Source organism: Anabaena sp. FACHB-595, assembly GCF_048568275.1.
GTDB lineage: Bacteria > Cyanobacteriota > Cyanobacteriia > Cyanobacteriales > Nostocaceae > Trichormus.
The window spans coordinates 942296-967440 of the sequence record NZ_CP183473.1 but is presented as its reverse complement, the minus strand read 5'-3'; the positions used below and the strand labels follow the sequence as shown (position 1 = coordinate 967440).

The 25145-nt window shown below is 41.1% G+C and carries 22 protein-coding genes and 1 tRNA gene; 15 read left to right on the top strand and 8 right to left on the bottom strand.

The features are described 5' to 3' along the window. Positions 1–13 precede the first annotated feature (13 nt). Both ACN222_RS04155 and ACN222_RS04150 read right to left on the bottom strand, forming a co-directional pair. Positions 14–916, bottom strand: a complete 903-nt coding sequence (locus tag ACN222_RS04155) for a hypothetical protein (RefSeq protein ID WP_419756889.1) — start codon at positions 914–916, stop codon at positions 14–16. Positions 917–918: 2 nt separating this feature from the next. Continuing rightward, complete coding sequence (locus tag ACN222_RS04150) at positions 919–2001, bottom strand: ATP-binding protein (protein WP_010995014.1); 1083 nt, start codon at positions 1999–2001, stop codon at positions 919–921. A gap of 348 nt (positions 2002–2349) precedes the next feature. Between ACN222_RS04150 and ACN222_RS04145 the strand changes: the two genes are divergently transcribed. Continuing rightward, positions 2350–3270: a histone deacetylase gene (locus tag ACN222_RS04145; protein WP_010995013.1), complete on the top strand. Its 921-nt coding sequence runs from the start codon at positions 2350–2352 to the stop codon at positions 3268–3270. Between the two features lie 82 nt (positions 3271–3352). Here ACN222_RS04145 and ACN222_RS04140 read toward each other — a convergent pair whose 3' ends face one another. Further along, a complete protein-coding gene (locus ACN222_RS04140) occupies positions 3353–4471 on the bottom strand; it encodes a hypothetical protein (protein WP_044520740.1) in 1119 nt (372 codons plus the stop codon). 321 nt (positions 4472–4792) lie between these two features. Between ACN222_RS04140 and ACN222_RS04135 the strand changes: the two genes are divergently transcribed. Together ACN222_RS04135 and ACN222_RS04130 are read left to right on the top strand one after the other, a co-directional pair. Further along, a complete protein-coding gene (locus ACN222_RS04135; protein WP_044520739.1) occupies positions 4793–5392 on the top strand; it encodes a gamma-glutamylcyclotransferase in 600 nt (199 codons plus the stop codon). Positions 5393–5675: 283 nt separating this feature from the next. Further along, on the top strand, positions 5676–6149 hold the full coding sequence (locus tag ACN222_RS04130) for a hypothetical protein (protein ID WP_010995009.1): 474 nt from the start codon (positions 5676–5678) through the stop codon (positions 6147–6149). A gap of 150 nt (positions 6150–6299) precedes the next feature. Here ACN222_RS04130 and ACN222_RS04125 read toward each other — a convergent pair whose 3' ends face one another. After that, positions 6300–7886, bottom strand: a complete 1587-nt coding sequence (locus tag ACN222_RS04125) for an iron uptake porin (RefSeq protein WP_044520737.1) — start codon at positions 7884–7886, stop codon at positions 6300–6302. A gap of 383 nt (positions 7887–8269) precedes the next feature. On the opposite strand from ACN222_RS04125, the gene ACN222_RS04120 reads away from it, so the two are divergent. Both ACN222_RS04120 and ACN222_RS04115 read left to right on the top strand, forming a co-directional pair. Next, entirely contained in the window at positions 8270–9289 is a 1020-nt protein-coding gene (locus tag ACN222_RS04120) for a metal ABC transporter substrate-binding protein (protein ID WP_010995007.1), read from the top strand. A gap of 159 nt (positions 9290–9448) precedes the next feature. After that, positions 9449–10222, top strand: a complete 774-nt coding sequence (locus ACN222_RS04115; RefSeq protein ID WP_010995006.1) for a metal ABC transporter ATP-binding protein — start codon at positions 9449–9451, stop codon at positions 10220–10222. A gap of 56 nt (positions 10223–10278) precedes the next feature. Here the strand turns inward: ACN222_RS04115 and ACN222_RS04110 are convergent, their stop codons facing one another. Next, positions 10279–10641, bottom strand: a complete 363-nt coding sequence (locus tag ACN222_RS04110) for an ArsR/SmtB family transcription factor (protein ID WP_010995005.1) — start codon at positions 10639–10641, stop codon at positions 10279–10281. A 225-nt stretch (positions 10642–10866) separates the two neighbouring features. Between ACN222_RS04110 and ACN222_RS04105 the strand changes: the two genes are divergently transcribed. The 10 genes from ACN222_RS04105 (at position 10867) to psb35 (ending at position 20717) form a co-directional block, all read left to right on the top strand. Continuing rightward, a complete protein-coding gene (locus ACN222_RS04105; RefSeq protein ID WP_010995004.1) occupies positions 10867–11751 on the top strand; it encodes a metal ABC transporter permease in 885 nt (294 codons plus the stop codon). A gap of 77 nt (positions 11752–11828) precedes the next feature. Beyond that, a tRNA-Phe gene (locus tag ACN222_RS04100) sits at positions 11829–11901 on the top strand. 256 nt (positions 11902–12157) lie between these two features. Beyond that, positions 12158–12355, top strand: coding sequence for a DUF2808 domain-containing protein (locus tag ACN222_RS04095; protein WP_084789073.1), 198 nt, complete (start codon positions 12158–12160; stop codon positions 12353–12355). Between the two features lie 741 nt (positions 12356–13096). After that, the gene (locus ACN222_RS04090) at positions 13097–13303 is read left to right on the top strand and encodes a hypothetical protein (protein ID WP_044520733.1); all 207 of its coding nucleotides are present in this window, start codon (positions 13097–13099) and stop codon (positions 13301–13303) included. Between the two features lie 177 nt (positions 13304–13480). Beyond that, entirely contained in the window at positions 13481–14548 is a 1068-nt protein-coding gene (gene namA / locus ACN222_RS04085) for an NADPH dehydrogenase NamA (protein ID WP_010995001.1), read from the top strand. Positions 14549–14689: 141 nt separating this feature from the next. Next, entirely contained in the window at positions 14690–14860 is a 171-nt protein-coding gene (locus tag ACN222_RS04080) for a hypothetical protein (RefSeq protein WP_168370994.1), read from the top strand. Further along, complete coding sequence (locus tag ACN222_RS04075) at positions 14847–16886, top strand: ATP-binding protein (protein WP_044520731.1); 2040 nt, start codon at positions 14847–14849, stop codon at positions 16884–16886. The genes ACN222_RS04080 and ACN222_RS04075 overlap by 14 nt, the downstream gene beginning before the upstream one ends. Then, positions 16879–19887 carry a PAS domain S-box protein gene (locus ACN222_RS04070; protein ID WP_010994998.1) on the top strand — a complete coding sequence of 1003 codons (3009 nt, stop codon included), beginning with the start codon at positions 16879–16881 and terminating at the stop codon, positions 19885–19887. The genes ACN222_RS04075 and ACN222_RS04070 overlap by 8 nt, the downstream gene beginning before the upstream one ends. A 69-nt stretch (positions 19888–19956) precedes the next feature. Beyond that, complete coding sequence (locus tag ACN222_RS04065) at positions 19957–20334, top strand: response regulator transcription factor (protein WP_010994997.1); 378 nt, start codon at positions 19957–19959, stop codon at positions 20332–20334. 155 nt (positions 20335–20489) lie between these two features. Next, complete coding sequence (gene psb35 / locus ACN222_RS04060; protein ID WP_044520728.1) at positions 20490–20717, top strand: photosystem II assembly protein Psb35; 228 nt, start codon at positions 20490–20492, stop codon at positions 20715–20717. Between the two features lie 61 nt (positions 20718–20778). Here the strand turns inward: psb35 and ACN222_RS04055 are convergent, their stop codons facing one another. From ACN222_RS04055 to ACN222_RS04045, 3 genes are all read right to left on the bottom strand, one after another. Then, positions 20779–21201: a TerB family tellurite resistance protein gene (locus ACN222_RS04055; RefSeq protein WP_010994995.1), complete on the bottom strand. Its 423-nt coding sequence runs from the start codon at positions 21199–21201 to the stop codon at positions 20779–20781. A 57-nt stretch (positions 21202–21258) separates the two neighbouring features. Next, positions 21259–22608 (bottom strand): 16S rRNA (cytosine(967)-C(5))-methyltransferase, encoded by a 1350-nt coding sequence (locus tag ACN222_RS04050; protein WP_010994994.1) that lies wholly within the window; start codon positions 22606–22608, stop codon positions 21259–21261. Positions 22609–22732: 124 nt separating this feature from the next. Next, entirely contained in the window at positions 22733–24184 is a 1452-nt protein-coding gene (locus tag ACN222_RS04045; protein WP_010994993.1) for a glycoside hydrolase 100 family protein, read from the bottom strand. Between the last annotated feature and the right edge of the window lie 961 nt (positions 24185–25145).

Genomic DNA, 25145 nt, shown 5'->3' with positions numbered 1-25145 from the left:
AATAATTAATTCATCAAAACGGGGGGGGTATGTATCTTAAGCAATTTACCTGCTTCCCATTTGGGGAAAAAAAGAAAAGGAAGAGTGTCCACAACAATTCCACCAACCAGAAGTAAAACCGTAACACGCCCAGAATCAACGCCAAGCCGAACGCCACGCCGAACGCCACGCCGAACACCACTCCTATCGCCACGCTTATCACTACGCCTAGCGCCACGCTTATCACCACGCCGAACACCACGCCTATCGCCACGTCTACCGCCACGCCTATCACCAAGCCGAACGCCAAGCCGAACGCCAAGCCTAGCGCTACTCCTCGCACCACGCCTAGCGCCAAGCCGAACGCCATGTCTCCCACTACGCCTACCGCCAAGCCTCCCGCCACGCCTAGCGCCACGCCTAGCGCCAAGTCGAACGCCACGCCGAACACCACGCCTACCGCCAAGCCAAACACCACGCCTACCGCCAAGCCAAACACCACGCCTACCGCCAAGCCTGATAAAAATATAGATCTTAAAATCGTGGTAAGGAAGGCAAGAAAGAAAATAGCAAGTTTATATTTATCCCTAACAGGTTCTAGACACATTCCTATTACCCAGCCCAAGAAAAAAATAAAGCTGAAGAACCATCTAGACGACTCACCACTAACCAAAGTGTAAACAGGTGCTATCAGCAATACAACAAAAAACGGAACTAACAGAGTTACCCACCAAACCTGCCCAGCATAGCGACGCAATCGGGGGTTAGCGCGAAACTCAGCTTTTTTATCAAAGGGGTTATTTCTGGGCTGTAGTTCTGGATGTATATCACGCAGCCAGCGTTCATAGGTGTAAGGCTTAAAATAAGCCCAATATAAAAGGCGAACACATTCAGCTACATAAATCCAAAAGCCTGATGTTGGAGACTTATTACTCATAGCTACTTAATCCCCAACTTGTCACGGACAAAATCCCACACATCATGCCAATGCAAGACACCAGCAAACACCAAAACCACCATCACCAAAATTCCGATTCCCATCACCCAATTAGTTACTTCCCCCACACCCGCGCCAATAAATTTAGATATCTGACCTATTCGCACGGGCAAATCCCAAACTAGCCAAAGCATCCATCGCCACCATTTACGTGAACCTAGTCGAGACTTTGGTAAACGTCGAGATGCTTGATGAAAACGAACTTTCACCCAGCTTGCATCATGCCCTTGTTGGCGCGCCTCACACACCAAACCCCCGGCAATTTGCAATAGAAAAGGATGATTCCCAGCCAATTGCTGACTCAGACGCTGTTCATCCATACTCAAGGCTGGTGCTGCCCCATTGACAGTACTAGCAGGCAAACGCAGTAAATCTGTTACCTCTTCTTCCTGGAGTTCACCCAGTGGAATCACATGACCCAAATTGAAAAAAGATGATGTCAATTGATGCTTGTTACTGTAAAAATCAAGTTTCTTCTCTGAAGCAATGACCAGCATCACAGCATTATGATTCATTAAAGAGCGCAGATTATTGTAAAAATCATTGTTAAATTCGCTCTTGTTTTCAAATAATGTTTTGAAGTCATCCAAACAAAGAACTGGCAATACACCTTGCCTTTTCCACTCTCTCACCGCATCGGCAAAAGCAGCACGGTTAAGGGGTCTAACTTTCAACGGGTCACTTAAAGCCGGGTTTGTTGCCACACTGGAGTACTTCAGCAACTCTTGCACCACAGCGACATAAAAATCTTCCTCCCGTTGACAAGACACATTTTGCAAGGAGAGGTAAACCACTACATAACGACTGGGGTCTTGGACTCGTTGCTGCCAAGTCAGGAAGAAATGATACAGCAGGGAAGATTTACCAATGCGCTTCTCACCGAAAATATTGATACTTGTCGGCTGTGCGCCACTCATGCGAGAGGCGATCGCATATAATTCATCTTTCCGACCAACAAATAATCTGGGGTCTTCTATCATCCCCGCAGCCACAAAGGGATTAGTAGGCAGTGAGCCAGAGGTCATGTAACAATTTTGTTGTTATTTCAGGGATTTTGGTGCAATTACCCAAAACAATAACATCATACTTAGAATAATTTTGTGATCTCTTGCTTTCGAGGTGGTCTAATACCAATTCGCAATTCGCAGTTCGCAATTGCGAAATCCTGGATTGACAAAGTTAGTGGGGTGCGTCAGTATGAATAATTTCTTGGTGTAGCTAGGTTTTATCGCACTGACGCACCCTACACTTGGGATATTTTTTTATCTGGAAGTCCCTCAGGAGTTCAAAAAACAGGGAGTAAGAAGTAAAGCAATCCCCAGTCCTTAACAGACGATACAATGGCTTCAGTATCCTGCTGTCCATCTCCCGCCATGTTTCCAGTCATATATTCTGATGAGTTCCTAGATCACAAAACTGGCAAATATCACCCAGAAAGCCCAGAACGTTTGACAGCGATTGTTAACGCACTAAAACAGGCTGCGTTTGCGGAAAAGATCAGATGGATTGAACCTACACCAGCCCTAGAAAACTCATCTGTAATGCCGCTTCTAGTAAAGGTTCATAGCCCAGGTTATGTGAATAAAGTCAGGGAAATTGCTACTACTGGCGGCGGTTATTTGGATGGCGATACACCAGTCTCACCCCGTAGTTATGATGTAGCTTTATTGGCGGTGAGTGCTTGGTTAAACGGCATCGATACTGTGTTAGAGACAGCCAATCCGGCTTTTGTATTGGCACGTCCACCAGGACACCATGCAGAAGGCGACGCAGGGATGGGATTTTGTCTATTTTCTAATGCAGCGATCGCAGCTCATTATGCCTTAGAACAGCCAGGAATTAAGCGTGTCGCCATTATTGATTGGGATGTACATCATGGTAATGGTACACAGGCGATCGTGGAAATTAATCCCCAAATTGCTTACTGTTCTCTCCATCAGTACCCCTGTTATCCTGGAACAGGTAGAGCCACAGAAAAGGGTTTTCATAATAATGTGTTAAATCTGCCCGTACCACCTGGTAGTGATATGGCTGTATATCAGCCATTATGGGAAAAAAAGATAATGCCGTTTTTAGAAGACTTTCAGCCAGATTTACTGATTGTTAGTGCTGGTTATGATGGTAATGCTGACGATCCTCTAGCTAGCGTCAATCTGCAACCAAAAGACTATGGTTTATTCACTAATTATTGTTTGGAAATAACCCGTAAAATGTTATTTGGTTTAGAAGGTGGCTATGATTTGCCTACGCTTTCTCAGTCTGTTTTAGCAACAATTGCTAGTTGTTTAGCTTGATATATTATCAATAATTACTCCTATTCTAGTAACCGTTCAAGGAATTTTTAGACTTAAGCCACGAGAATATTGTTGATAAACGTTAACTCAACACATCCGGTGAGAACATATCCCACAATACCTGAAAATATGGCATTAAAGTTTTACATTGTTCAGGAGTTAGGCAATGTTGTATTTCCTGTCCCAGTAAGTGCAACATTTGCCGCACTAATTCCCAATGCACTTTCAATCTGGGATACAGCATTACACATAGGGGAAATAATTCTTGTTGAATAGATGCAACACTTTCCTCTAAAGCACATACCCACAGATATACCTGGAACATTTCTACATCTCTAACACTAGATACTTTGACAATAGGGTCACTCAAAATACCGGACATAGAACTGTAACTTGGATAGATTTCAATCACCCTGTGACAAATCTTTTTGGCAATTTGGCTACTCATCGGTAATAATCGTTGCACTGCGGACATAGCTGGGGAATTATAGTCATGATTTGCAGCCGCTTCGTAAGCACGTTGTAACGGCATATAGAGATGATCATCAATGACTTTAAAGTATGCACTAACAAGCGATCGCTCCAGAGGTTCGAGCGGTTGTATCAACATTTGACTAGTATAATGAAACTGCATACTAACAAAACCAATCACTCTCGGATCAACACTGGTGTACTTATTTCTCATAGCTCCTATATCTGCACCAATGACTGTAGCTAATTTATTAGGGGCTATTTGTTCTGTATAGATATCTGGCGCTGTTCCGTCCAGTGAATTGCTTTCAACCAGTTGATTCATCACTAGAGAGAGTGGTCTGTGCGTAGTTTGTTGAGTGTATACATCTAAAGTTTTTTGATAAATTTTGAAGGAATCTCCTGCTACTTCCCAGGGATTAATCAGATTAGGATTTATATTGTGCTGTTTGATTTGTGTCGATAAGAGAGCTTCTGTTTTATTCCAGGCTTTAGCACTAACAGTCCGCAAAGATTCCATGATTTTGTTTGCAGTTCTTTGTCGCCCAGTTGATGATACAACTTCTGACAAAGACAAGACATCGTTACGCTCTTCAGATCCGTCATCAATTTGGATATTCTGTAAATACTTTTTCGCCCATTGTTGTGCTAGAGAATTAACTGAATTTTTATTTTCTCGATCCACAATTGGCATGGATTCATTGCCTAAGACTTCTACATTCAGCGACATTAATCTACTACCCACTTACTCTTAGTAATTCCCAATACCAACATAATTCTTCAGTAAATTAGTCGCAATATCGTAATTACTTAAATAGTTTAAAGTTCTTAATAATTAAGTCCAAGGTTATTCCAGTGCTTGCGTAGGCTAATCTGCGGCTTTGTCTTGTCCTGATGCTTATGCAGTGGCTATTTTAATCTTCAATGCAAGAGATGAACAGAACAATTCCTCAGTGTAAAATTTGAACTACGGTTTATCTATCAAGATTTAGTTGAATACTGAGGATGAATGTAGTATAACTCTGATAGTACCATACACTTCCAGGGATAAATGAGCCATCAAAGCACGCGCCCGTATCATACTTGGGTGCAATCTCATCATCCTGTACACTTAGAGACGAAATCGCTACATCAGTCCCATAAAGAGCCGATGTTTTATTATTTTGCTTATGGAAGTTGTATGTGTCCGGTGGATTTGAAGCGATCGCTTGGTGAGAACACACACCCTTATATTATCGGCCCCGGAGTATTGAAAGGTTATCGTCTGGGATTTTATCTCTATTTACCAAGCCGTAAATGTGGTGTTTTAGATATAGTTCAAGACCCCAAAGCCAGTGTTAAAGGCGTACTTTACCAATTACCTTTACGCTTAAGTGAATACTTAGATCAACGTGAAGGTGTATCCCAAAACCTCTATCGTCATGAATCAGTAGAAATTCACAGCCACAGTCGAGTGTATCAAGATGTCCGCACATACGTAGTGGTGAATAAATCAGAGGAAGAAGTTGCACCTAATGACTGGTACTTCAATGTTGTTCTTAGGGGTGCAGTCACCTGCGGATTACCGGAAGAATATTGCTGGCATTTATTCAATCATATGCACAAGTTACAGCAGCGCCATCAAGAGGAGAAATTTAGGCGATCGGCATGAAAAGTAACAATAAGACGAAATACTAAAATTTATCATGTTATTTATGGTGTTTATTTTTATTAGTAATATTTTAAGCAATTAGAAAGAATAAAAAGAACATTATTGAGAGTTTTATGTCTATTTCTATGACGCTTTAATGTCTAATTAAATGCCTTTCTTCACATACATAAAATTATCTAGTTCACATATATTTGTTATTAGTTCATCTTTAATTTGATTCTTGTAAAAGGAATATCCCAATATCTAACAAATCAAGCTCAAACCCTAAAAACATAGGACTTATATGAAATTATTTTCTGGCGCTACTAACTTGATCTTGAAAGCTAGTCTGGCTCTCACAGGTTTTATGGCTTGCTTAAGCTTTGCATCAACTCCAGCATCAGCCCAAGCAATAATAGAAGACCCCATCGCTGATTTCAGTTCTGGAGAGCCTGCTGTCTTTGCAGGTGCAGCAGTGTATCTTACTCCTGGTGCTTATCTATCAACTATTGCGGCTGAGGTGGTTGCACCTAAAGGAACTTATTTTGCAGGATTCAACGGTGCGTATACAGTTACTGCATTCTCGTATATAGATCCTATTACTCATGCAGCATATCCAGCCCTAACACTACATACTGGTGGACTGTCCAAACTTCCATACGACACAGGCGGGTCTATTAGGGGTGCTGTAGTGGAAAGACTCAGATATGGCAATCTCACATTAGATGAATTTACATCACTAGTTAGGGCTGCTGTTGGTAATGATGGTTTGGAATAGGGTTAGGGATTGGGGGCTGGGGACTGGGAATTGAGCGCAGAGGGTAAAAGGCAATTATTACCAATTACCAATTACCAATTACCTATTTTTGATTTCCCATAAAAAAGACGCAAAGAATTACTTTGCGTCTTTTTGGTGAGTTTGGAGAAATTAGAAACTAAATGTGGTTCTCAACGCACCAATAACAACATCATCATTATTGTCATTGTGGTCTGGTGATGTTAGCCAGATAATGCCTGGTGTGATGGTGATATTATCACTGACTTTGTATTGATAAAATGCTTCCACATGATAGGAAGTATCTCTATCTCTATTTAGTCCAGCGATGCTAGAACTTGTGACTTTTGGTTCCATCCCAGCAATGATACCGGCTAAGTTACCTTTTTTCCCAAGGTCGGGGAAACCAAGAGTAACCGCATAGTTCCAGATATCAACGTCTCCACGATCGCCTGTCAAGATGCGGCTATTAGTGTAACCAGCCCATCCACCCAAGACTAATTTTTCACTCAGACCGATAGAAGCTTGGAGACCGTAGGAATTGCTGGAAAATCTTTCGCCTAAACCTTGGAAGGTGGTTGCAGCGTTACTACCAGTGGCTAGGGGTTGCCGGTAAGAATTGATATATGTTAGGCCAACACTGACGCGATCGCTTGGTCTAACTGTCAGTTGTGCTAATGCACCGTAAGCGCCGTCAAATAAACCATTCTGGGGTGATGGGTCATTTGCTGTACCACTCAAATAACCCAAGCTTAAGGCTAATTTATCACTAAACTGGTGAGTGACACCCAAACCAGTACCACCTATCTGCCCATAAATCGGGTTACGTGTACCAAAGGTAGTTAAAGCACCAAAAGCACCATCTCCATCAAATATGTTTACGGTGCTGGTGAGGTCGTCTGCTGCACCTCCAACGGCAATTAGCTTGGCTTGTGTATTTTTGCCCACGGGGAACCCATACCACAAAGTACCAATAGCAGCGTTAGTACTGGGTTCAACGCTAGCGAAGAACAGGTTACCTTCTGGAGTATTAATGTCGGGGCTAGTAATGTTGTTAGCTTCAATTCTGGTGAACAAGGTATCTCGCCCAGTAAAGCTGGAGACAAGTTCTAATCGCGCCCGTACTCCCAGAGTAGTATTTGTATCGACGATATCTGCATTATTGACGCGATCGCCTGATAAGACATCGCTGATAACTGATACTACTTGTCCTTGCAGCTTTGTTGTGGTTGAGAATTGATTGGCTTCTAATTCCGAGGTACGTGCTTCTAAAGCATCAACTCGACCTCTTAATGTTGCTAGTTCCGCAGAAAACTCTTCTTGTAGCCTTTGTAGTGTAGCTAAGTCTTCTTTTGTGACTAACTCCGCCGTGGCAGTAGCGATCAATTCGTTGACTCGATCCAGACAAGCGTTCAAGCCTGCGGCAAATTCATATCTTGTGAGGGCGCGATTACCACGGTATGTCCCATTGGGATATCCTGCAATACAACCATAACGCTCTACCAGTGATTGCAATGCTTGGAAAGCCCAGTCTGTGGGTTGTACGTCAGAAAACTGAGAAACTGAGGTAACTTGTGACATTACCTCTTGTTGAGTAGCTAGGTCTGCATTAGCTATTTTTGAGGTTTCATTTGTTTCTGTTATGGCAGGGGTTTCTCCTGCAAAGGCAGCAGCGCCAGAAAATAGCATTGTGCTGCAAATTACTGGGTTAACCAGCCAATACTTCCATATTTTCTGCATTTTTCTCCTCACAATTTACTCACACACATCTTATTTCTTGGCAATAGATTTACCAAGTTTATTTGAAGTAATATTTACTTCAAAAGTATTCTCAAGATATTAACAGCACTTAGCAATTTTTGTCACATTAAAAGTCAAGAATTCGTAATTCATCCAGATTTATGTAAAGAGGATATCTCTCAACCAGCACATTCAGTGGAGTGAGAGATATTTAACACAACACCCGCAAAACACTCCGGTGGTTGCTGGCAATAAATTTATTGTCTTCAGTATATGAGAATGAGAATTATTATAATATAACAATGTACAATAAGTATCATTGTCAAAATCTATGTTGATTGTGGCAACAACCGCGTCGGCATCCTTATGGAGGGGAAAATACCGTGATTTGGACTCACATCAGAAGTAAGATAGGTAGACAGCAAAATGGCATCATGTCCTTAATAGCCTTGCTAATGTTGTCCATGACGGTTGGTTGTGGCCAATCGAATAGTAATCAGGGAACAACTGCCCAACAGTTGCCCACAGCACAGGAAGCTGCCTCTAGTCCGTCAGTGCAGCAGCCAAAAACGAAAGTAGTAGCAACAATTTTACCAACATATTTATTTACCAAAGCTGTAGCTGGAGAAGCCGCAGATGTATCGCTTTTAATCCCACCTAACACGGAAGTACATGATTACCAAGCAACACCGAGTAATGTGAAAGCGATCGCCACAGCTAATGTTTTAGTCAAAAATGGGTTAGGTCTGGAAGAATTTCTCGACAATACGGTAAAAAATGCCCAAAATCCTCAATTAACCCAAATAGATGCCAGTAAAAACATCAAAGTTTTAAATGAAATTTCACCTGTCGTAAAAACAGGAGCCAAAGACCACGATCATGACCATGAACATTCTGAAGGTAACCCCCACGTTTGGCTAGATCCAGTGTTAGCAAAACAGCAAGTAGCGAATATTCGGGATGGCTTAATTGCGGCTGACCCGGCAAATAAAGCTACCTATCAAGCTAATGCTGAGGCTTATATGAAAGAGTTAGATAATTTACATAATGAGTTTCAGCAAACTTTGGAGAAAACTCCTAATTGCACATTTATTACCTTCCATGATGCCTTTCCTTATTTGGCTCAACGCTATAATTTGCGGCAAGTTGCAGTGGTGCAAGTTCCCGAAGATCAACTTTCACCAACAGATGTACAAAAAACAGTTAACACCGTTAAAAAATACAACGTGAAAGCTTTGTTCAGTGAACCAGGTGTGGATAACAAATTACTTACCAGTTTATCCAAGGATTTGAATTTAACTTTGCGTTCTCTCAACTCTTTAGAAAGTGGTGATACAAATCCCCAATATTACTTCCAAGCAATGAAAGATAATTTGCAAACTCTAGAAGCGGGTTGTAAGTAAACATCATAACTTGGGTATATCAGAGTTATGTTATCGGTAGCTGGGATTTGATCTGATGCTCAGTCTTCATCACTTTTTCCCAGTCATCTACTCATGATAATCACCCACAAAAGACGATGAAATGCTCTTGAATTTTTACCTATTTTCCAGCTAGGACTAATGAACTCGCCCATTTTAAAAGTAGAAAATTTGACAGTATATCAAGGTAATTATTTAGCTATTCGGGATGTTTCTTTTAATTTATTACCAGGAACAGATACAGCGATAGTCGGGCCTAACGGTGCTGGTAAAAGCACTTTGGTAAAAGCGATTTTAGATTTGATTCCCCGCAGAGTTGGTCAAATTGAGATATTTGGTCGTCCCATAACTAAGTTAGGAAATTTACGCCATCTTTTAGGCTATATGCCACAAAATTTTATTTTTGACCGGAGCTTTCCTATCTCTGTTGAAGAATTGGTGGGACTAGGATGGGTGGCTGAAGCTCGCCATCAGAAATCTTCATTTTTATCCAAGCTAAGGATTCAAAGCAGGGAAAAATCAGCAGCGATCGCCACAGCTCTTAAAAGAACCGATACTTACCATCTGCGAAATCAAGCTATCGGGACTCTTAGTGGTGGTCAACTAAAGCGGATTTTGCTGGCTTACTGCTTGGTGATACCTCGAAAAATCTTGGTTTTAGATGAAGCCTTTGCGGGAGTTGATATGCAGGGTGCAGCCGATTTTTATGCCATGCTGAACGAATTAAAGCAGCAGGAAGGCTGGACTGTTTTGCAAGTTTCCCATGATATTGATATGGTCAGCCGCCACTGCGATCGCGTGCTTTGTCTTAACCAAACCGTTGTTTGTACTGGTCAACCCGAAATAGCGCTTTCACCCCAAAACTTATTAGCAACTTATGGGCCTGGCTTTAGTCGCTACGAACATCACCATTAGGAACAATTACAATCTTCGATTAGACAAAACTCTTTTATCTATTTGCTAATTTAGAGCTAATCTTTTTCGTCCAAATGTTCTGCTACAGCCTGGTAAAGCTCCAAAATATGGTTATCATGTAGACGATAAAATACATGACGGCCTTGCTTGCGGTAACTGACTAAACGCATGGCACGTAAGTTTCTTAATTGATGAGAAACAGCAGATTCACTCATTTCTAGTAGTGTAGCTATATCACTGACACATAGCTCTTTTGTCGCTAAAAAAGAGAGAATTCGTAATCGATTAGCATCGCCTAAAAAGCTGAAAAATTCAGCCATGCGCTGTGATTTTTCAGTACTCAAAACTTCGTTTATTAGAGGTGTAATACTACTTACATTTATTTCCTCTACAGTACAATTTGTGTGATTTTTAATCATGTGAATTTGTCAACTACAATTATTTAATTGAGGAATAGTTAAATTTGAGATCGATGTTTAAAACGATTTATTAACAAGAGTAGATTATAAATACAATTATATACTTTAATCACATTAAAAAGTTTAGAAATTCAGAGATACTTTGTAGTAATGTGTGGTAAAAGTACCCACTAGCTTGAATATGGATGCAATGAATTCTGATAATAAAAATAAACACGTGATTGTATGCTAACTACAACCTTTTACCTCCTACCTCCTAACTCTTGCTGTTTAATCGGTGTGGCTAGTGTTCAAGATTTGGCGAGTTTGCTGCAATTCCCTTTTATGCAACGGGCGATCGCAGGCGCTGTTTTAATGGGAGTACTAGGGGGTTTACTGGGCAGTTTTGTCACCTTACGCCAGCTATCGTTTTTTAGTCATGCCGTTGGTCACGCAGCATTGGTAGGTGTAGTGTTGGGTGTGCTGTTGCAAGTTAACCCTACTTCTATGCTATTGCCCTTTACTTTAGCTTTTGGTGTTGTCGTCCTTTATTTAATCGACCAGACGGATTTAGGTAGTGATAGCGTACTCAGTATAGTTCTCTCTGGTGCTTTAGCGATCGGTGTTATTCTCACTAACCTAATTCAAGGATATCGCGGTAACTTAATAGGAGTCTTGTTTGGCGATATTCTAGCGATCGATACCACAGATTTAATTTTGACCTTTCTCGTACTGGTAACCAGCAGTATATTTTTACTGTCAACCCTACGACAACAAATTTTATTGACCCTGAACTTAGATGTAGCAAAAGTTCAGGGTGTTCCTGTTCAACTGTACCGTTATGGGTTCGTAGTCTTACTCTCATTAGCAGTAGCTGTGGCCATTAAAGCTGTTGGTGTCCTGCTAGTAAACGCCTTTTTAGTGATTCCGGCTGCTACCGCTAAGTTGATGAGTCACCACTTTCAGCACTATCTGGTAATGTCAATGCTAGTTGGTGCTGCCAGTAGCATCATTGGCATGGTGCTATCAGGTGCTTTCAACCTCGCATCTGGCCCTAGCATTGTTCTTATCCAGGTGTTCCTATTTGTGGCTGTATTTATTTGGGTAAAGTTGTACTTCAAGGCAGCATAAATCTTTTTTTTACGAAAACTATTGCCAAATCGTTTTATGTTTGCTACATTGATTAATCGTGGTCAAGAAAAAAACAAGCCGGGATAGCTCAGTTGGTAGAGCAGAGGACTGAAAATCCTCGTGTCACGAGTTCAAGTCTCGTTCCTGGCATTCCTTTCAGCAAAATACAACCCCTTGCATAACCGCTAAACACATTATCGTTTGCTTTTAGAGCTATTGGTACGCACTGTAATATTCCTTGCTGGGGTAAAAAATATTTACACCAATTCTGGGATATCTCTACGCGGTTATTTTTATTCAAGTCATACAAGATTACCTTACACACCACCCAAGCAAGCACAAAAAAAGCAACCGCTAAGGACAAAACTTAGGAGTGGAGACGCTAATCAGTGATGCTCAAGCATAAATTATAACCATCACCTTTAATTTTCCTATACCACCTGGGCAAATCGTGACAATTGGTCTGCGGACTAATCGCAATCCTTTCTATGATGGGGTATATTTATTTGATGTAATAGCTTTTCATTCTGGAAAGCAAACTGCCGGGCAGTGTCTCGGCGTTGGTCGGTTACGGTTTTATACAGAAACGACCACAGAAAGTTAATGTCATCAGGAGCATCTGACGTATTTGACACACCATTTGCTATTTTTATGATTTAGGACAAGAGTTACTCTTGTCCTTTATTTTTGGCCAATTTTTGTCGTCAAAATCACCAAATATTAATATCCCCTTGTGTTTTTCCTTAATCTATGCAAATCTCATACTTATCTAATACGGCAAGTCTATAGATTTAATGTACTATACTGATATTGAATTGCTAAATAGATATCCGGCTGATCATGGGACTTGATATTGAACCCGTTATGAGACCAACGTTTTACTTATGACTGATTAACTATAGAGGAATTTGGCAACTTGGAGTTCAGGTAATTTTAGTCAATAATGGAAAACTACTTTACCTCTGGTGTCTTTGTAGGAAAATTTTTAAACACAAAGATAATAAGATATATAGTATTTTAGATGGATAAAATAAGTGGTAATCGCTTGTGATGCTAGTTTAAATTACTAAGTATTGACCTTGAAAATATGGCATACAATGAGCAATCTTACCTAAAAAAATATTTACTAATAATAACTAATATTATTGGCCAGTTAAAATAGATAAAAAGGATGTAGCATAGGGTTTATACAAAATAAGTCCCTTGTCCAAGCCTATTTTATTTTTTTATTTATGAATATATTGTTTCAGCTATTGGTATTAATTAAATATTAATTTAAAGACCATATAAATAGTAAATAATTGCAGAAATATTTAAGTTTTTTGTAGTAAAGGAGACAGCAATCATGTTTTTTGGACAAGTTGAAAGAGAACTATTATGGGTAGAAGTTAATTCAAATTGGCAAAATACAAAGTTACCAGATAATTTACAGTTAAAAATTGATCAAGGACAAGGCCAACAAGATATTTGGGAATGTTGTGGTGAAGATATACAGGAAGCATTAACAAAGCAGCAGCCGTTCTCAATGAAAAAATTCTACAGCCAAGGATGAAGGCGGGATTGGGGGAAGAAAGCAGAGGGAAGAATATCTTACTCAGGATGTTGCTCATAGCTTTGGCTATGTAACTTGCTTCCCAAAAGGTATCCCCCAAGAAAAAGCCTTCTATCTCCTCCCACCTTGAATATTTCCAAATTTCTTTCACCTAGCAAGAGAAGGAATTAATAACTAATGACTCATCTATTTGAACCACTAAGAATTCGTGAAGTTACTTTTCGTAACCGCATTGCCTTATCGCCGATGTGTCAATATTCCAGTACCAATGGCTTTGCTAATGACTGGCACTTGGTTCATTTAGGTTCTCGTGCAGTTGGTGGAGCGGGTTTGGTAATGACCGAGGCGGCGGCTGTGGAAGCTCGCGGACGAATTAGCCCCCAAGATTTGGGAATTTGGTCTGATGCACATATAGAAGCTTTGGCGAGAACCGTCGGCTTAATTCATAACTTTGGTGCAGTTGCGGCTATTCAACTAGCCCATGCAGGGAGAAAAGCCAGCACCTCTAAACCCAGCAAAGGGGGGAAATTTTTAGATGAGTCTCATGAAGGTTGGCGACCTGTAGTTTCCAGTAGTGCGATCGCTTTTAGTAAAGAAAGCCCAGTACCTGAAGCCTTAAGTATTGAAGGTATCCAGCAAGTTATTCAAGCTTTTGTTCAAGCCACCAAACGTTCTCTGCAAGCTGGATTCAAAGTTATAGAAATTCATGCAGCCCACGGCTATTTATTACACCAATTTCTTTCTCCCCTAGTTAACCAACGCCAAGATGATTACGGTGGTAGCTTTGAAAACCGTACCCGTCTATTACGAGAAGTAGTTGAGGCAGTGCGAGAGGTATGGCCGGAATCATACCCTTTATTTGTACGCCTCTCTGCTACGGATTGGGTGGATAAAGGATGGGATATTGAACAAAGTATTGCCATTAGTGACAAACTAAAATCTCTAGGCGTAGACTTAATAGATTGTTCTTCCGGTGGGGTTATACCAGGTATTAATATACCGGTGAAACCTGGATATCAATCTCAGTTTGCCGAACGTATCCGTAAAGAAGCCCATATTCCTACAGGGGCAGTAGGTTTAATTACATCCCCAGAACAAGCCGACCAAATTATTCGATCTGGTGTCGCCGATATAGTCCTATTAGGACGTGAACTCCTTCGCAATCCCTACTGGCCTCACCTAGCAGCTAAAGAACTAGGACACGAGAAACACTGGCCAGTTCAATATGACCGAGCTTGGTTGTAATTTTAATGCTGAGAGTATCTTTACTCTTACACCCTTACACCCCTAAACCCTTATTTAAAGCAGCTTAACTTTACCGTTATGCTGCCATTTTTTTTGGGAAGACTAATCTTAATAGTAAATTCATATATTTCTTTAAATGTTATGGCAATAACTCTTTTGTGGGGAGGTGCTAGGCACATTAGACAGAAGGCAAAACAGCAACTAACGGAAAGTGATGTTGTTCCGTGCTGGGGTGAAATTAATCACTGTGTTGGTTTGACAGTAGCTAATTTGCAAGGCGCTTTAGGTGAGGTGTTGTATGTCCGCGATTAACCTCAAAAAGATTTTTAGCAAAAAAGAGTTACCTTTACTTCTGCAAAACTTAGTTGAGCAAATCAAGGTAGCGATTGATGTGGAGCTAGTAGACGGTACAAAACTGTTGAGTATTGGGGAACAAACTTCACAATACCGACATTCAATTGAGGTGTCGGGAGAAATCATCGGTTGGGTTGTTGGTGAAGAACAGTCCAGCATAGTAGCTAGTTTGCTGTCCTTTTTGGCAAAACAGGAAGCAGAGAAGAAGGAACTGGCTAAAGAATTGTTGGAGCGATACCAAGAAATTGATTTGTTTGAGGATATATCCACTCAACTAACTAGAAGTTTGGATACTCGACAGATTGCTCAACTGGTTCTCGAAGAATTGAGTCAACTGATGGAATCGTCTGCGGGGATAATTCTACTCCTCAGCCCAGATAAAACTGCTTTTGAAACTATTGGAGAATTTGGTAAGTTTTTTCAGCAAAATCAACCACAACCAGGCAAGGGAATTATTGGCAGCATTGTACAATCTGGTCGAGCAGAGCTAATCAATAACTTACCAGCCGATCCGCGAATAGATGAGCAAAAGAACGTCAACGCACTGATTTGCGTACCCTTGCGGGCAAAAGATCGGATATTGGGAGCGATCGCCATTGGTACGACCAAAACCGAAGCCTATAAAGCTGAACACCTCAAGCTTGTGAGTATTTTTGCCTCACAAACTGCGATCGCCATTGAAAAAGCCTTGCTTTATGAACAAAGCACTCAAGCCACCGCCCAAGCAAAAGCTCAAACAGAAAAACTTCAGCAAGCTCTCCATGAATTGCAATTAGCACAAACGAAGTTAATCCAAAGCGAAAAAATGTCGAGTTTGGGGCAACTTATGGCCGGAGTTGCCCACGAAATCAACAATCCAGTTAACTTCATCTGTGGGAATTTGAGGTACGTTGCCGAATACGCTAAGGATCTACTACACCTGCTGCATGAGTATCAGAAATTCTTACCTGTGGCTCCGTCAGAGATGGAATTAGATTTAGACAATATTGATCTGGAATTTATCAGAGATGATTTGCCCAAATTGCTGGATTCAATGAAAGTTGGCACAGATCGCATTGTAGAAATTGTCAAATCCCTGAAAAATTTCTCCCGCCATGACGAAGCCGAAATGAAGACCGTTAACATTCAAGATGGTATCGACGGGACGCTAATGATTCTCCGTCATCGTCTGAAAGCTGGCCCTAATTATTTAGAAATTGAAGTTGTTAAAGACTATGCCCAACTTCCTGTAATTGAGTGCTACCCAGGACAGTTGAATCAGGTATTTATGAACATCTTGGCCAATGCCATTGATGCTTTAGAAGAGTCAAGAGTCAGTTGTCAGTTGCCATTGGTTAATAGCAAAACCACTCACAACGCACAAACGACCACTAACAATCCTCAAATCACCATTCGCACCGAAGCCCTAGATGATCAATGGGTGGTGATTCGCATTGCCGACAATGGCTCAGGTATCAATGAAGATATCATGGGACGCATTTATGATCCCTTCTTCACCACGAAAGAAGTTGGTAAAGGAACTGGGTTAGGCATGGCCATCAGCCACCAAATTATTGTAGAGAGACATCATGGAATTCTCAAATGTCGTTCTCAACCAGGTCAAGGTACAGAATTTTGGATTCAAATCCCAGTCAATTGTTCAGCAATGGAAATTGCTAAAGAGCAAAATCGCCTGATTGTTGACCTGAAGACTGCAACCCTACCAACCCCTACAAGCGAATTATCCCCAACTGCTGATGCAGATGGTTTCATTCCCTCCACAACTCCCACCTTCCAACCAACAGAATTGCTGCTCCGCCATACTCAACTGATCCGTCAACTTTCCGAACAGAACCCAGGCGTTGATACTGCATCCTCTGAGCAAATTTACCAAATTTTTCAACGTAATCCAATTTCGTTAAAACTTTACGCCACCTTGTTGTCCTGGTTCTGTTGTTCTAACCCTACACCAATCAATCACCAAGGAAACCACAACCATGTCTAGCCAACTTGATGAATGTAATCGCCTTCTTTGGGAAAAATGTCCCGTTGGTCTAGTATTGTGGCGAAAAAATGGCGCGCTGATAGATGCTAATTCCACTTATGCCGCCATTTTAGGGAGTACTGTCCCAGAAACCCTCAACTTCAACTACTGGCAAATTACTCCTGAAAATTATCTCGCCTCTGAGCGAACCATACTAGAGCAACTAGAACAGACTGGTTGTCACCAAGCCTATGAGAAGGAGTATCTTCACCAGGATGGACACTTAGTTCCGGTTAAAGTTTCCACGGTGATAATTGAGAAGGATGGCGAGAAGCTGATGTGGTCGAGTGTAGAAGACATTAGCAACATCAGACAAGCCCAAAAAGAACGCCAACAATCGGAAAAAATCTTGAAACAGAGCGAAGCACGATACCGCTCTCTAGTAACAACTAATACACAAATTATTTGGGTCAGTTCACCAGAAGGAATTTGCTTTGAACTCAAAGACTGGATTGCTTACACAGGACAAACTTTAGCGGAAGCTGAGAACGGAGGCTGGATTGATGCTGTTCATCCTGATGATCGGGGCTACACCGGAGAAGCCTGGGGTATTGCCGTAGCCAACCGCAGTCAATACCAAATTGAATACCGGATTCGTGGCAAGGATGGCAATTATCGCTACTTTTGGGTCTGGGGCGCTCCCGTTATCGAAGAAGATGGTGATGTCCGGGAGTGGATTGGCACCTGTACAGATATTCACGATCGCAAGTTAGCCGAAGCCGAAAATCAGCGTTTGAAGGAACGATATCGCTCTTTGGTAACTGCTAGTTCCCAAATTGTTTGGGGAACAACCCCAGAAGGATGGGGAATCAGTAGCGAAATGCTGACTTGGATAGCTTATACAGGACAGAGTGAAGCGGAGGTTGAGGGTTGGGGTTGGCTTGATCCTATTCACCCCGATGACCGTACTCGTTCCTTTGAAGCCTGGAATGCGTCTGTAGTAAAGCGGAGTATTTACCAAACCGAATATCGGCTACGTGGCAAAGATGGCACTTACCGTTACTTCTCGGTTTGTGGTGTCCCTGTCTTAAAACAAGATGGCAGTATTCAAGAATGGATTGGCACCTGTACTGACATTCACGACCGCAAGCTGGCAGAAATGGCTCTAAGACAACTCAATCACCAACTAGAAGCCAGAGTAGCAGAACGGACTGCGGCACTGCAAAATACCCTAGCTGAAGCCCAAGGATTAAATGCCATTTTAGATAACTTGGCAGATGGTTTGTTGGTAGTGGATACCACAGGACAAATTACCCATTACAATCCTGCCTTTTTAGCTATGCACGGATTAACAGCTACTACCCTAAATGGACATTATCAAGAACTACCCATATTTGGTTTAGCAGATTTGATTGAACGCACTCGCTCCCATCCTGGAGAGGTGTTTGCTGCTGATGTCGCACTGGCGAAAGACCGCATTGGGCAAGCCGTAGGGACAGCCATTTTTAAGCGGACAGACACCAAAGAAGCCGCCGCTTGCTTTGGTTCAGCGCTGTTGATTCGGGATGTCACGGCGGAAAAAGAAATCGACAAAATGAAAACTGATTTTATATCCACAGTTTCCCACGAACTCAGGACACCACTAACTTCTGTCCTTGGTTTTGCCTCCATCATTCAAGAAAAACTGCAAACCGATGTATTCCCCGTCCTGTCTACCGAAGACCGCAAACTGCAAAAAACAATCAAGCGGGTGGGTGACAATCTCAATATTATTGTGTCGGAAGCAGAAAGACTGACATCTTTGATTAACGATGTTTTAGACATTGCCAAGATGGAAGCAGGTAAGGTGGAATGGCAAATGCAGCCGATTAATCCGGGTGAGTTATTGGATTGGGCGGCTAATTCCACAGCCGCATTATTTGAAACTAATGGTCTACAGTTGCTCACAGAAATTGAATCTGGGTTGCCACAAATAATAGGCGATCGCAATCGTCTATTACAAGTGCTGATCAATTTAATTTCTAATGCCGTTAAGTTTACTGAATTCGGCTCTGTTACCTGTCGTGTTAAACAAGACAAAGATGGTGTATGTATCAGTGTCATTGATACAGGGGTTGGCATTGCCCCAGAAGACCAGCCTAAAGTATTTGAGAAATTCCGCCAAGTTGGTGACACCCTCACCGACAAACCCAAAGGTACAGGGTTAGGACTACCCATCTGTAAACAAATTGTCGAACATCATGGCGGCAGAATCTGGGTGGAAAGTGAACCAGGTCATGGTAGCGTCTTCTCTTTCCAGATTCCCATCTACGCTAGTAATCACAAAATCAATGCTAATCTCAATCTGGATGCCCTAGTCAGACAACTGAAAGAACACGTCATCACTGCCAACAAAGTATGCAGCGAAAATCGCAAAACCATTCTCGTTGTCGATGATGATGCCAACATTCGAGAACTACTCCGTCAACAATTAGAAAACGAAGGCTACAACGTTCGGGAAGCCAAAGATGGTATGGATGCGATTCATCAAATCAAAATATCCTCTCCTGATTTGATTGTTCTAGATGTGATGATGCCCCAAATTAACGGTTTTGATGTAGCGGCTGTCTTGAAAAACGATCCTCTAACCGCAGACATTCCGATCATCATTCTCTCAATTGTGGAAAATAAAGAACGCGGCCACCACATAGGGATCGATCGCTATCTTACCAAGCCCATCAACACAGAAGAACTTCTTAATGAAATTGGCTCTCTCCTTTCCCAGGGTACTTCTAGTAAAAAGGTTTTGGTTGTCGATCAAAACGCATCAACTTTAAAAACCATATCGGATGTCTTGCAAACTCAGGGATACAACGTGATTGAAGCCTCAGATCGCCAAGAATGTATCCATAAGGCTCTATCAGCTAAACCGGACATGATCATCATCGATTCTATTTTCTCTCAAGAAGCCGACTTGGTGAAAACTCTCAAGTTTGAAAAGGAGTTAGAAAATGTATTCTTCATCATGCTGTCAGATCGCTAATCAGTTCGGGACGAGGGAATACGAACAAGCTGTTTTGAATTTTGAATTTTGAATTTTGAATTGATTTATATGACCCAAAAAATTCTCATTGTTGACGATGAACCCAATATCGTGATTCTGCTGGAACAAGCCCTAGAAGCATTAGAAGACGAAGGGGTAGAACTTTTAACTGCCAGAAACGGTGAAGAAGCCCTGGAGACCATCAAAAAGGAACAACCAAACCTGGTGTTTCTCGATGTGATGATGCCGAAAATGAGTGGTTTGGAAGTTTGTCAACTTGTTAAACATGAACTACAAATGACTAATGTCTATATTGTGATGTTGACAGCCAAGGGACAGGAGTTTGATAAACAAAGAGGAATGGATGTTGGTGCTGATTTGTATTTAACCAAACCATTCCGCCCTAAAGAAGTTCTGGAAAAATCAATGCAGATTTTAGGCTTTTAAGAAAATTCTCTACCTCTAATCCTTCTTTCCTATTCCCTAATCCCCGTTGTCTGCCCCATGTAATAGCAAATGTTTCAAACTAGGGGGGGATGTAGATGTTACACTTTTTTTATACTCTGTTAAGAAGTGTTGCGTAAATTAGGAACATATTAGTTATGCGTATATTGATGCAGGCAGCAAATGCGATCGCTACGGGTGGAAATCACTTCCCCACAGCTTTTACGTTGGTGTATGTAGTTGGCTTTATTGCGGCTGTCACCATTGGCTCCATTGCTTGGTACAACTCGAAACGTCCTGTTGGTTGGGAAAGCAAAGATCGTCCAGATTTCGTCCCTAAGGTGGAAAAAGAAGAAACTCCGGGTCTGGGCGAACCGAAGTCTTAATTAGTTATTAGTCATTAGTCGTTTAGTCAATCAAGTCTGGACTATGGACTTTTGACTATAGTTAATTTTGAACTTCTACCCAACGCCGATACAGTTGTTGGATCTGCTTTAACAGTACAGTATGAGCTGATTGGTTTGATTCGTTTGATTTTGCTAGATCCTGTAGTTTTGTCAGGAGCTTTGCTTCTTCAATCGCTACTTCCCCATCACTATAAATCAGACCACTAATGGCTTCGATCAAATGTTCGCAATCTTCGAGACTAGGGCGATCGCCTAGATATTCTTTCACCCACTTGTAGCATTCATTGGGTTTGACAGCAACTAACTCATACAGCCAAGGCTTAATCTCTGGATCGCTAGCCAAACCTTTAGCTTGGGCTATCTCGCGCAGATATTGCCGTTCTTCTGGTTGAATTTTGCCATCAATCCAAGCAGCACCTATCAAGATTTTAACTAAATTTTTTACATTGGAATCTGTCACCATCGCTGCCTCCTCTGGGAGATTCAGGCTTCAATCAAATCGTACTATCCCTGATAGTAATCATTCGGAAACGTTGGTTTTTCTTAAGCGCACCATGAAAAAGCCGTCCATATCTTGATTGTGAGGCCAAACTTTCAGCCAGCCTTGTGGTGTAGTGTAGGCAGAATAAGGCGAATCGGGTCTAGGCGGCTCAATTTGCCAATCAGAATTCCCCGCCACAAATTCCGTAATTACTTCTTCATTTTCTGCTGGATGTAACGTGCAAGTGGCATAAACCAGCACACCCCCAACTTTGACAAATTTTGATGTATGTGCTAATAGTTCCTTTTGCAGCATCGAGAGTTCTTGGACAGATTCTGGTGTTTGTCGCCAGCGCGCATCAGCATGGCGGTGCAAAGTCCCCAAGCCAGAACATGGGGCATCCAGTAAAACACGGTCAGCAACATCATAAAATTGTGGTAAGTTGCGACTGTCACCGATGCAAATCTCAATCGAGTGTAAATTCAGGCGTTGGGCATTCTCTTTCAGTTTACGCAAACGTGAAGCAGTGCGATCGCCTGCCCAAACTTTTCCCTCATCTTTCATTAACTCAGCAATGTGAGTCGTCTTCCCCCCCGGTGCAGCACAAGCATCAATGATCACTTCACCAGGTTGGGGATCAAGCAAATGACCAACTAACTGAGCGCTAGCATCCTGTACAATCCACCAACCTTGGCTAAACCCTGGAAGCTTTTGGATAGAACCATTATTGCCAATGAGTCGTAAAGCTTGGGGTAAATGAGGAATAGGTCTAGCCAAAACCCCAGCCGATTTTAAAGCTGTTTCCACTTCTGCAACGGAAGCAAGTAAGGGGTTGACTCTCAAATCAAGGGTTGGTGTTTGATTCATCCATTCACAGAGTTTTTCTGTCTCCGTCAAACCCAACTGTTCCCACCATACTTTAATAATCCAGTCAGGAAAGCTATGTAAAATTCCCAACCTTTCCACCGGATTTTCTGGGAGTTCGAGAAAGTCTGGTGATGCTTCAGCCAACCGGATATATTGCCGTAATAAACCATTAACAAAACCTGTCAACCCAGCAAAACCATTATCTTTCGCTAATTCCACAGTAGTATTCACAGCCGCAGAAGCAGGGATACGCTCTTGATAACGCAGTTGATATAAACCTAAATGTAAGATACTGCGGAGTTCTGTTGGCTGTTGGTGTGATTTCTTTTTGGCGAGTTGGTCAATAATAAAATCAAGAGTCCGTTGTCTTCTCACACTGCCATAAAGTAATTCTGTCACCAACCGGCGGTCAATATCTGATAAATTTGCTTTTTGCAATGCTCTATCTAAAGCAACATCTGTATAAGCCCCTTTATGCACATCTCTCAAGGCGATAAAAGCTATTTGACGGGAATTTGTCATGGAAAATTTTCGAGTATAGAATTTGCCCTATCCCAACATTCTGGGAGATGAAAAATAAAAAACCCCTGGCAATTACAAGGGGTTACGCAATAAAATTTTAGAGCATATAAGTGTAAATAAAAATTTATCGAGATATAGAAGCATCTACACTGCCAATTTCAAATTCACACGCTCTGGAAACCAATTCTGATGGTAGTTTATCAAAACTAATTAATGACAAAAGGGAAGGATTTTTCATCAATTCCGCCGCTAATAAAAAGCCAGCTATTGTCCAGGTTTGATATTTTCTGGCTTGTTTACCAATGAGTCTTCCTTTCTTGCCGTCGTAATACTCTGGCCACTCATCTTCTAAAAGGCGTGCTTGAGCAATTTCAATAGCTTTACCTGCTATATAAGGTTTACCAGCTTTTACAGATGCTGCTGCTAGCATCCACATCAAAACTGGCCAACTTCCTGCATTATGATACGACCAAGGTATATTTTTTGGGTCGCACCCTGTGACAATTCTATATTCTTCATTTTCTAAAGCTGGGTAGCAAATTTTCATTGGCATATCTCCTACCAAATCTTCCCATCTATCTTCGATGAGAGTCATAATGGCTTGTGACTGTTCCTCTGTGGCTAAGTCAGAAATAATCGCCATCAAATTACCCAGGGCAAAAAAGCGAGTATCCAACTGGGAAGGGCCAACATTACCAGCTAAATAACCACCTTTTTTAGGCAACCATTTATCTAATTCGTAATAGGGAATTGAGTCTACATAAATGTTAAATAAGTTGACGGCTGCTTTACCGTATTCTTCACTCTTGAAGCGATAAATTGCATTTAAGCGATTAATATCTATCCAATAATGTTGGCGGATGTGGGCGCACAAAAGCGGTAGGCGGTTATCAATTGCTTCCACAACATCTTGATTTCCTTGGCAAATTAACATTTCACGGGCTGCACGTAACGCCGCATAAAATAAAACTTGTAGTTCCAAAGGATGACCATAAATACCTAAACGGCGGTCAATCATGCAGGCACCATCAGGAACCAATAATGTTGGATACATATCAAAACGATTTGCCAAGCATATTTCCATAATTAGCCGAATACCTGTTTGGAATTCTGGCTGATATGCTAAAGAAAAATCTTTGCTGGCTACTACATAGGCACGCAATAAAAGAATCCACCATAAACAAGAATCAACTGGTGTAACGCGTGCGATCGCGTGTTCACCAAAATCTGCCTCTAAATATTCTTCACCATTATCTGAGACTACTTTAAAGCTAGCTGGAATTAATCCCCGCCCTGGCTTATAAGCATCTAACTGTCTATCTTTAGGCTGTAATTTTAATGTTTCTTCTAGAAAGTTGCGGACAATATCTGTTTTACCCTTAATCAAGAAAATTAGGGCTGATGAAACAAAATCCCTCACAAAACATTGGTCATAATTTAATGCTTCTACAGAAGCATCAAAGGCTGCAACCGTCCCTACTGGACGACCTTTATAATATAAAATCGATTTTTCTAGAGCTTCCCATGCTGATTCTTCTATGATGTCATTTGTTAGCAGTCCGTTTAGCTTCTGCATCGCCAGATTAACTCCATTGGGGGTGTGAATTTTTGGTAGATGCGCTTTGGTAGTATTACCTTCGCATAAATAGCAAAGATAATTGTTTAAATAGCCTACATTAATTGAGATAACAGCCGACTATAAATTTTAAAAGCCGTTGATTTTTAGAATTCTGAATGCACAATTAATTTACTAGCAATCACTGATGTTTGTGATAAGTTACAGCTATAACTGCAATTAATTACCTCAACTTATCGAGTAATTACTAAAAACCGTACTATAAAGATATATTTTTAGATTATCTGTCGTTCCATTATTGTTTCTGGAACTATGCTTTACCAAATAAAAACATATCCCTGGGGCTATTTAAGGTTTAGATGAAGTCTTAGTGGCTCCTCATATCCTTAATGAATTAGGATTTAGTTTTAAAGACTCATTTTCCCCTACAAATTAATAATTTATAACTTTTTGTGAAAATATGCAATATGAATAATTACAATCTCCAAAAAGTCAATACTTCGCAAGGATCATATATTGTACACCACTGAAAGATTAAATGCTGTGCTTTAGAAAGCCAATTACCTATAAATTAATCACAGCAATACATTCAGCTATAAATTAATGCAAGATAAGATAGGAAAACGGAGACTAGCAAGTAATATTTGAAACGATAGCATAAACTCAACAGCTTAGTTTAAATAAGGGTGATTTTACTGAAAATAAATTGAGTATTTTTGCTAATTTCACCAATAATTAGTGATTAACAGCATTTGCTCCTGTTATCCGCCATTTAATCAGCTATGAATGCAAGTTTCCCAGCCATTATAATGGGGTTTTTATGAAAATTTCAGGCTAACTAGTATTAGAGTGAGCATTGCCCACCACAACCATGATACGGTGGACAATGCCCACCCTACTTATATTTCATAAATCAAATACTAGTCCTATAGTTATAGGGCGTAGCAAATAGTATGACGTA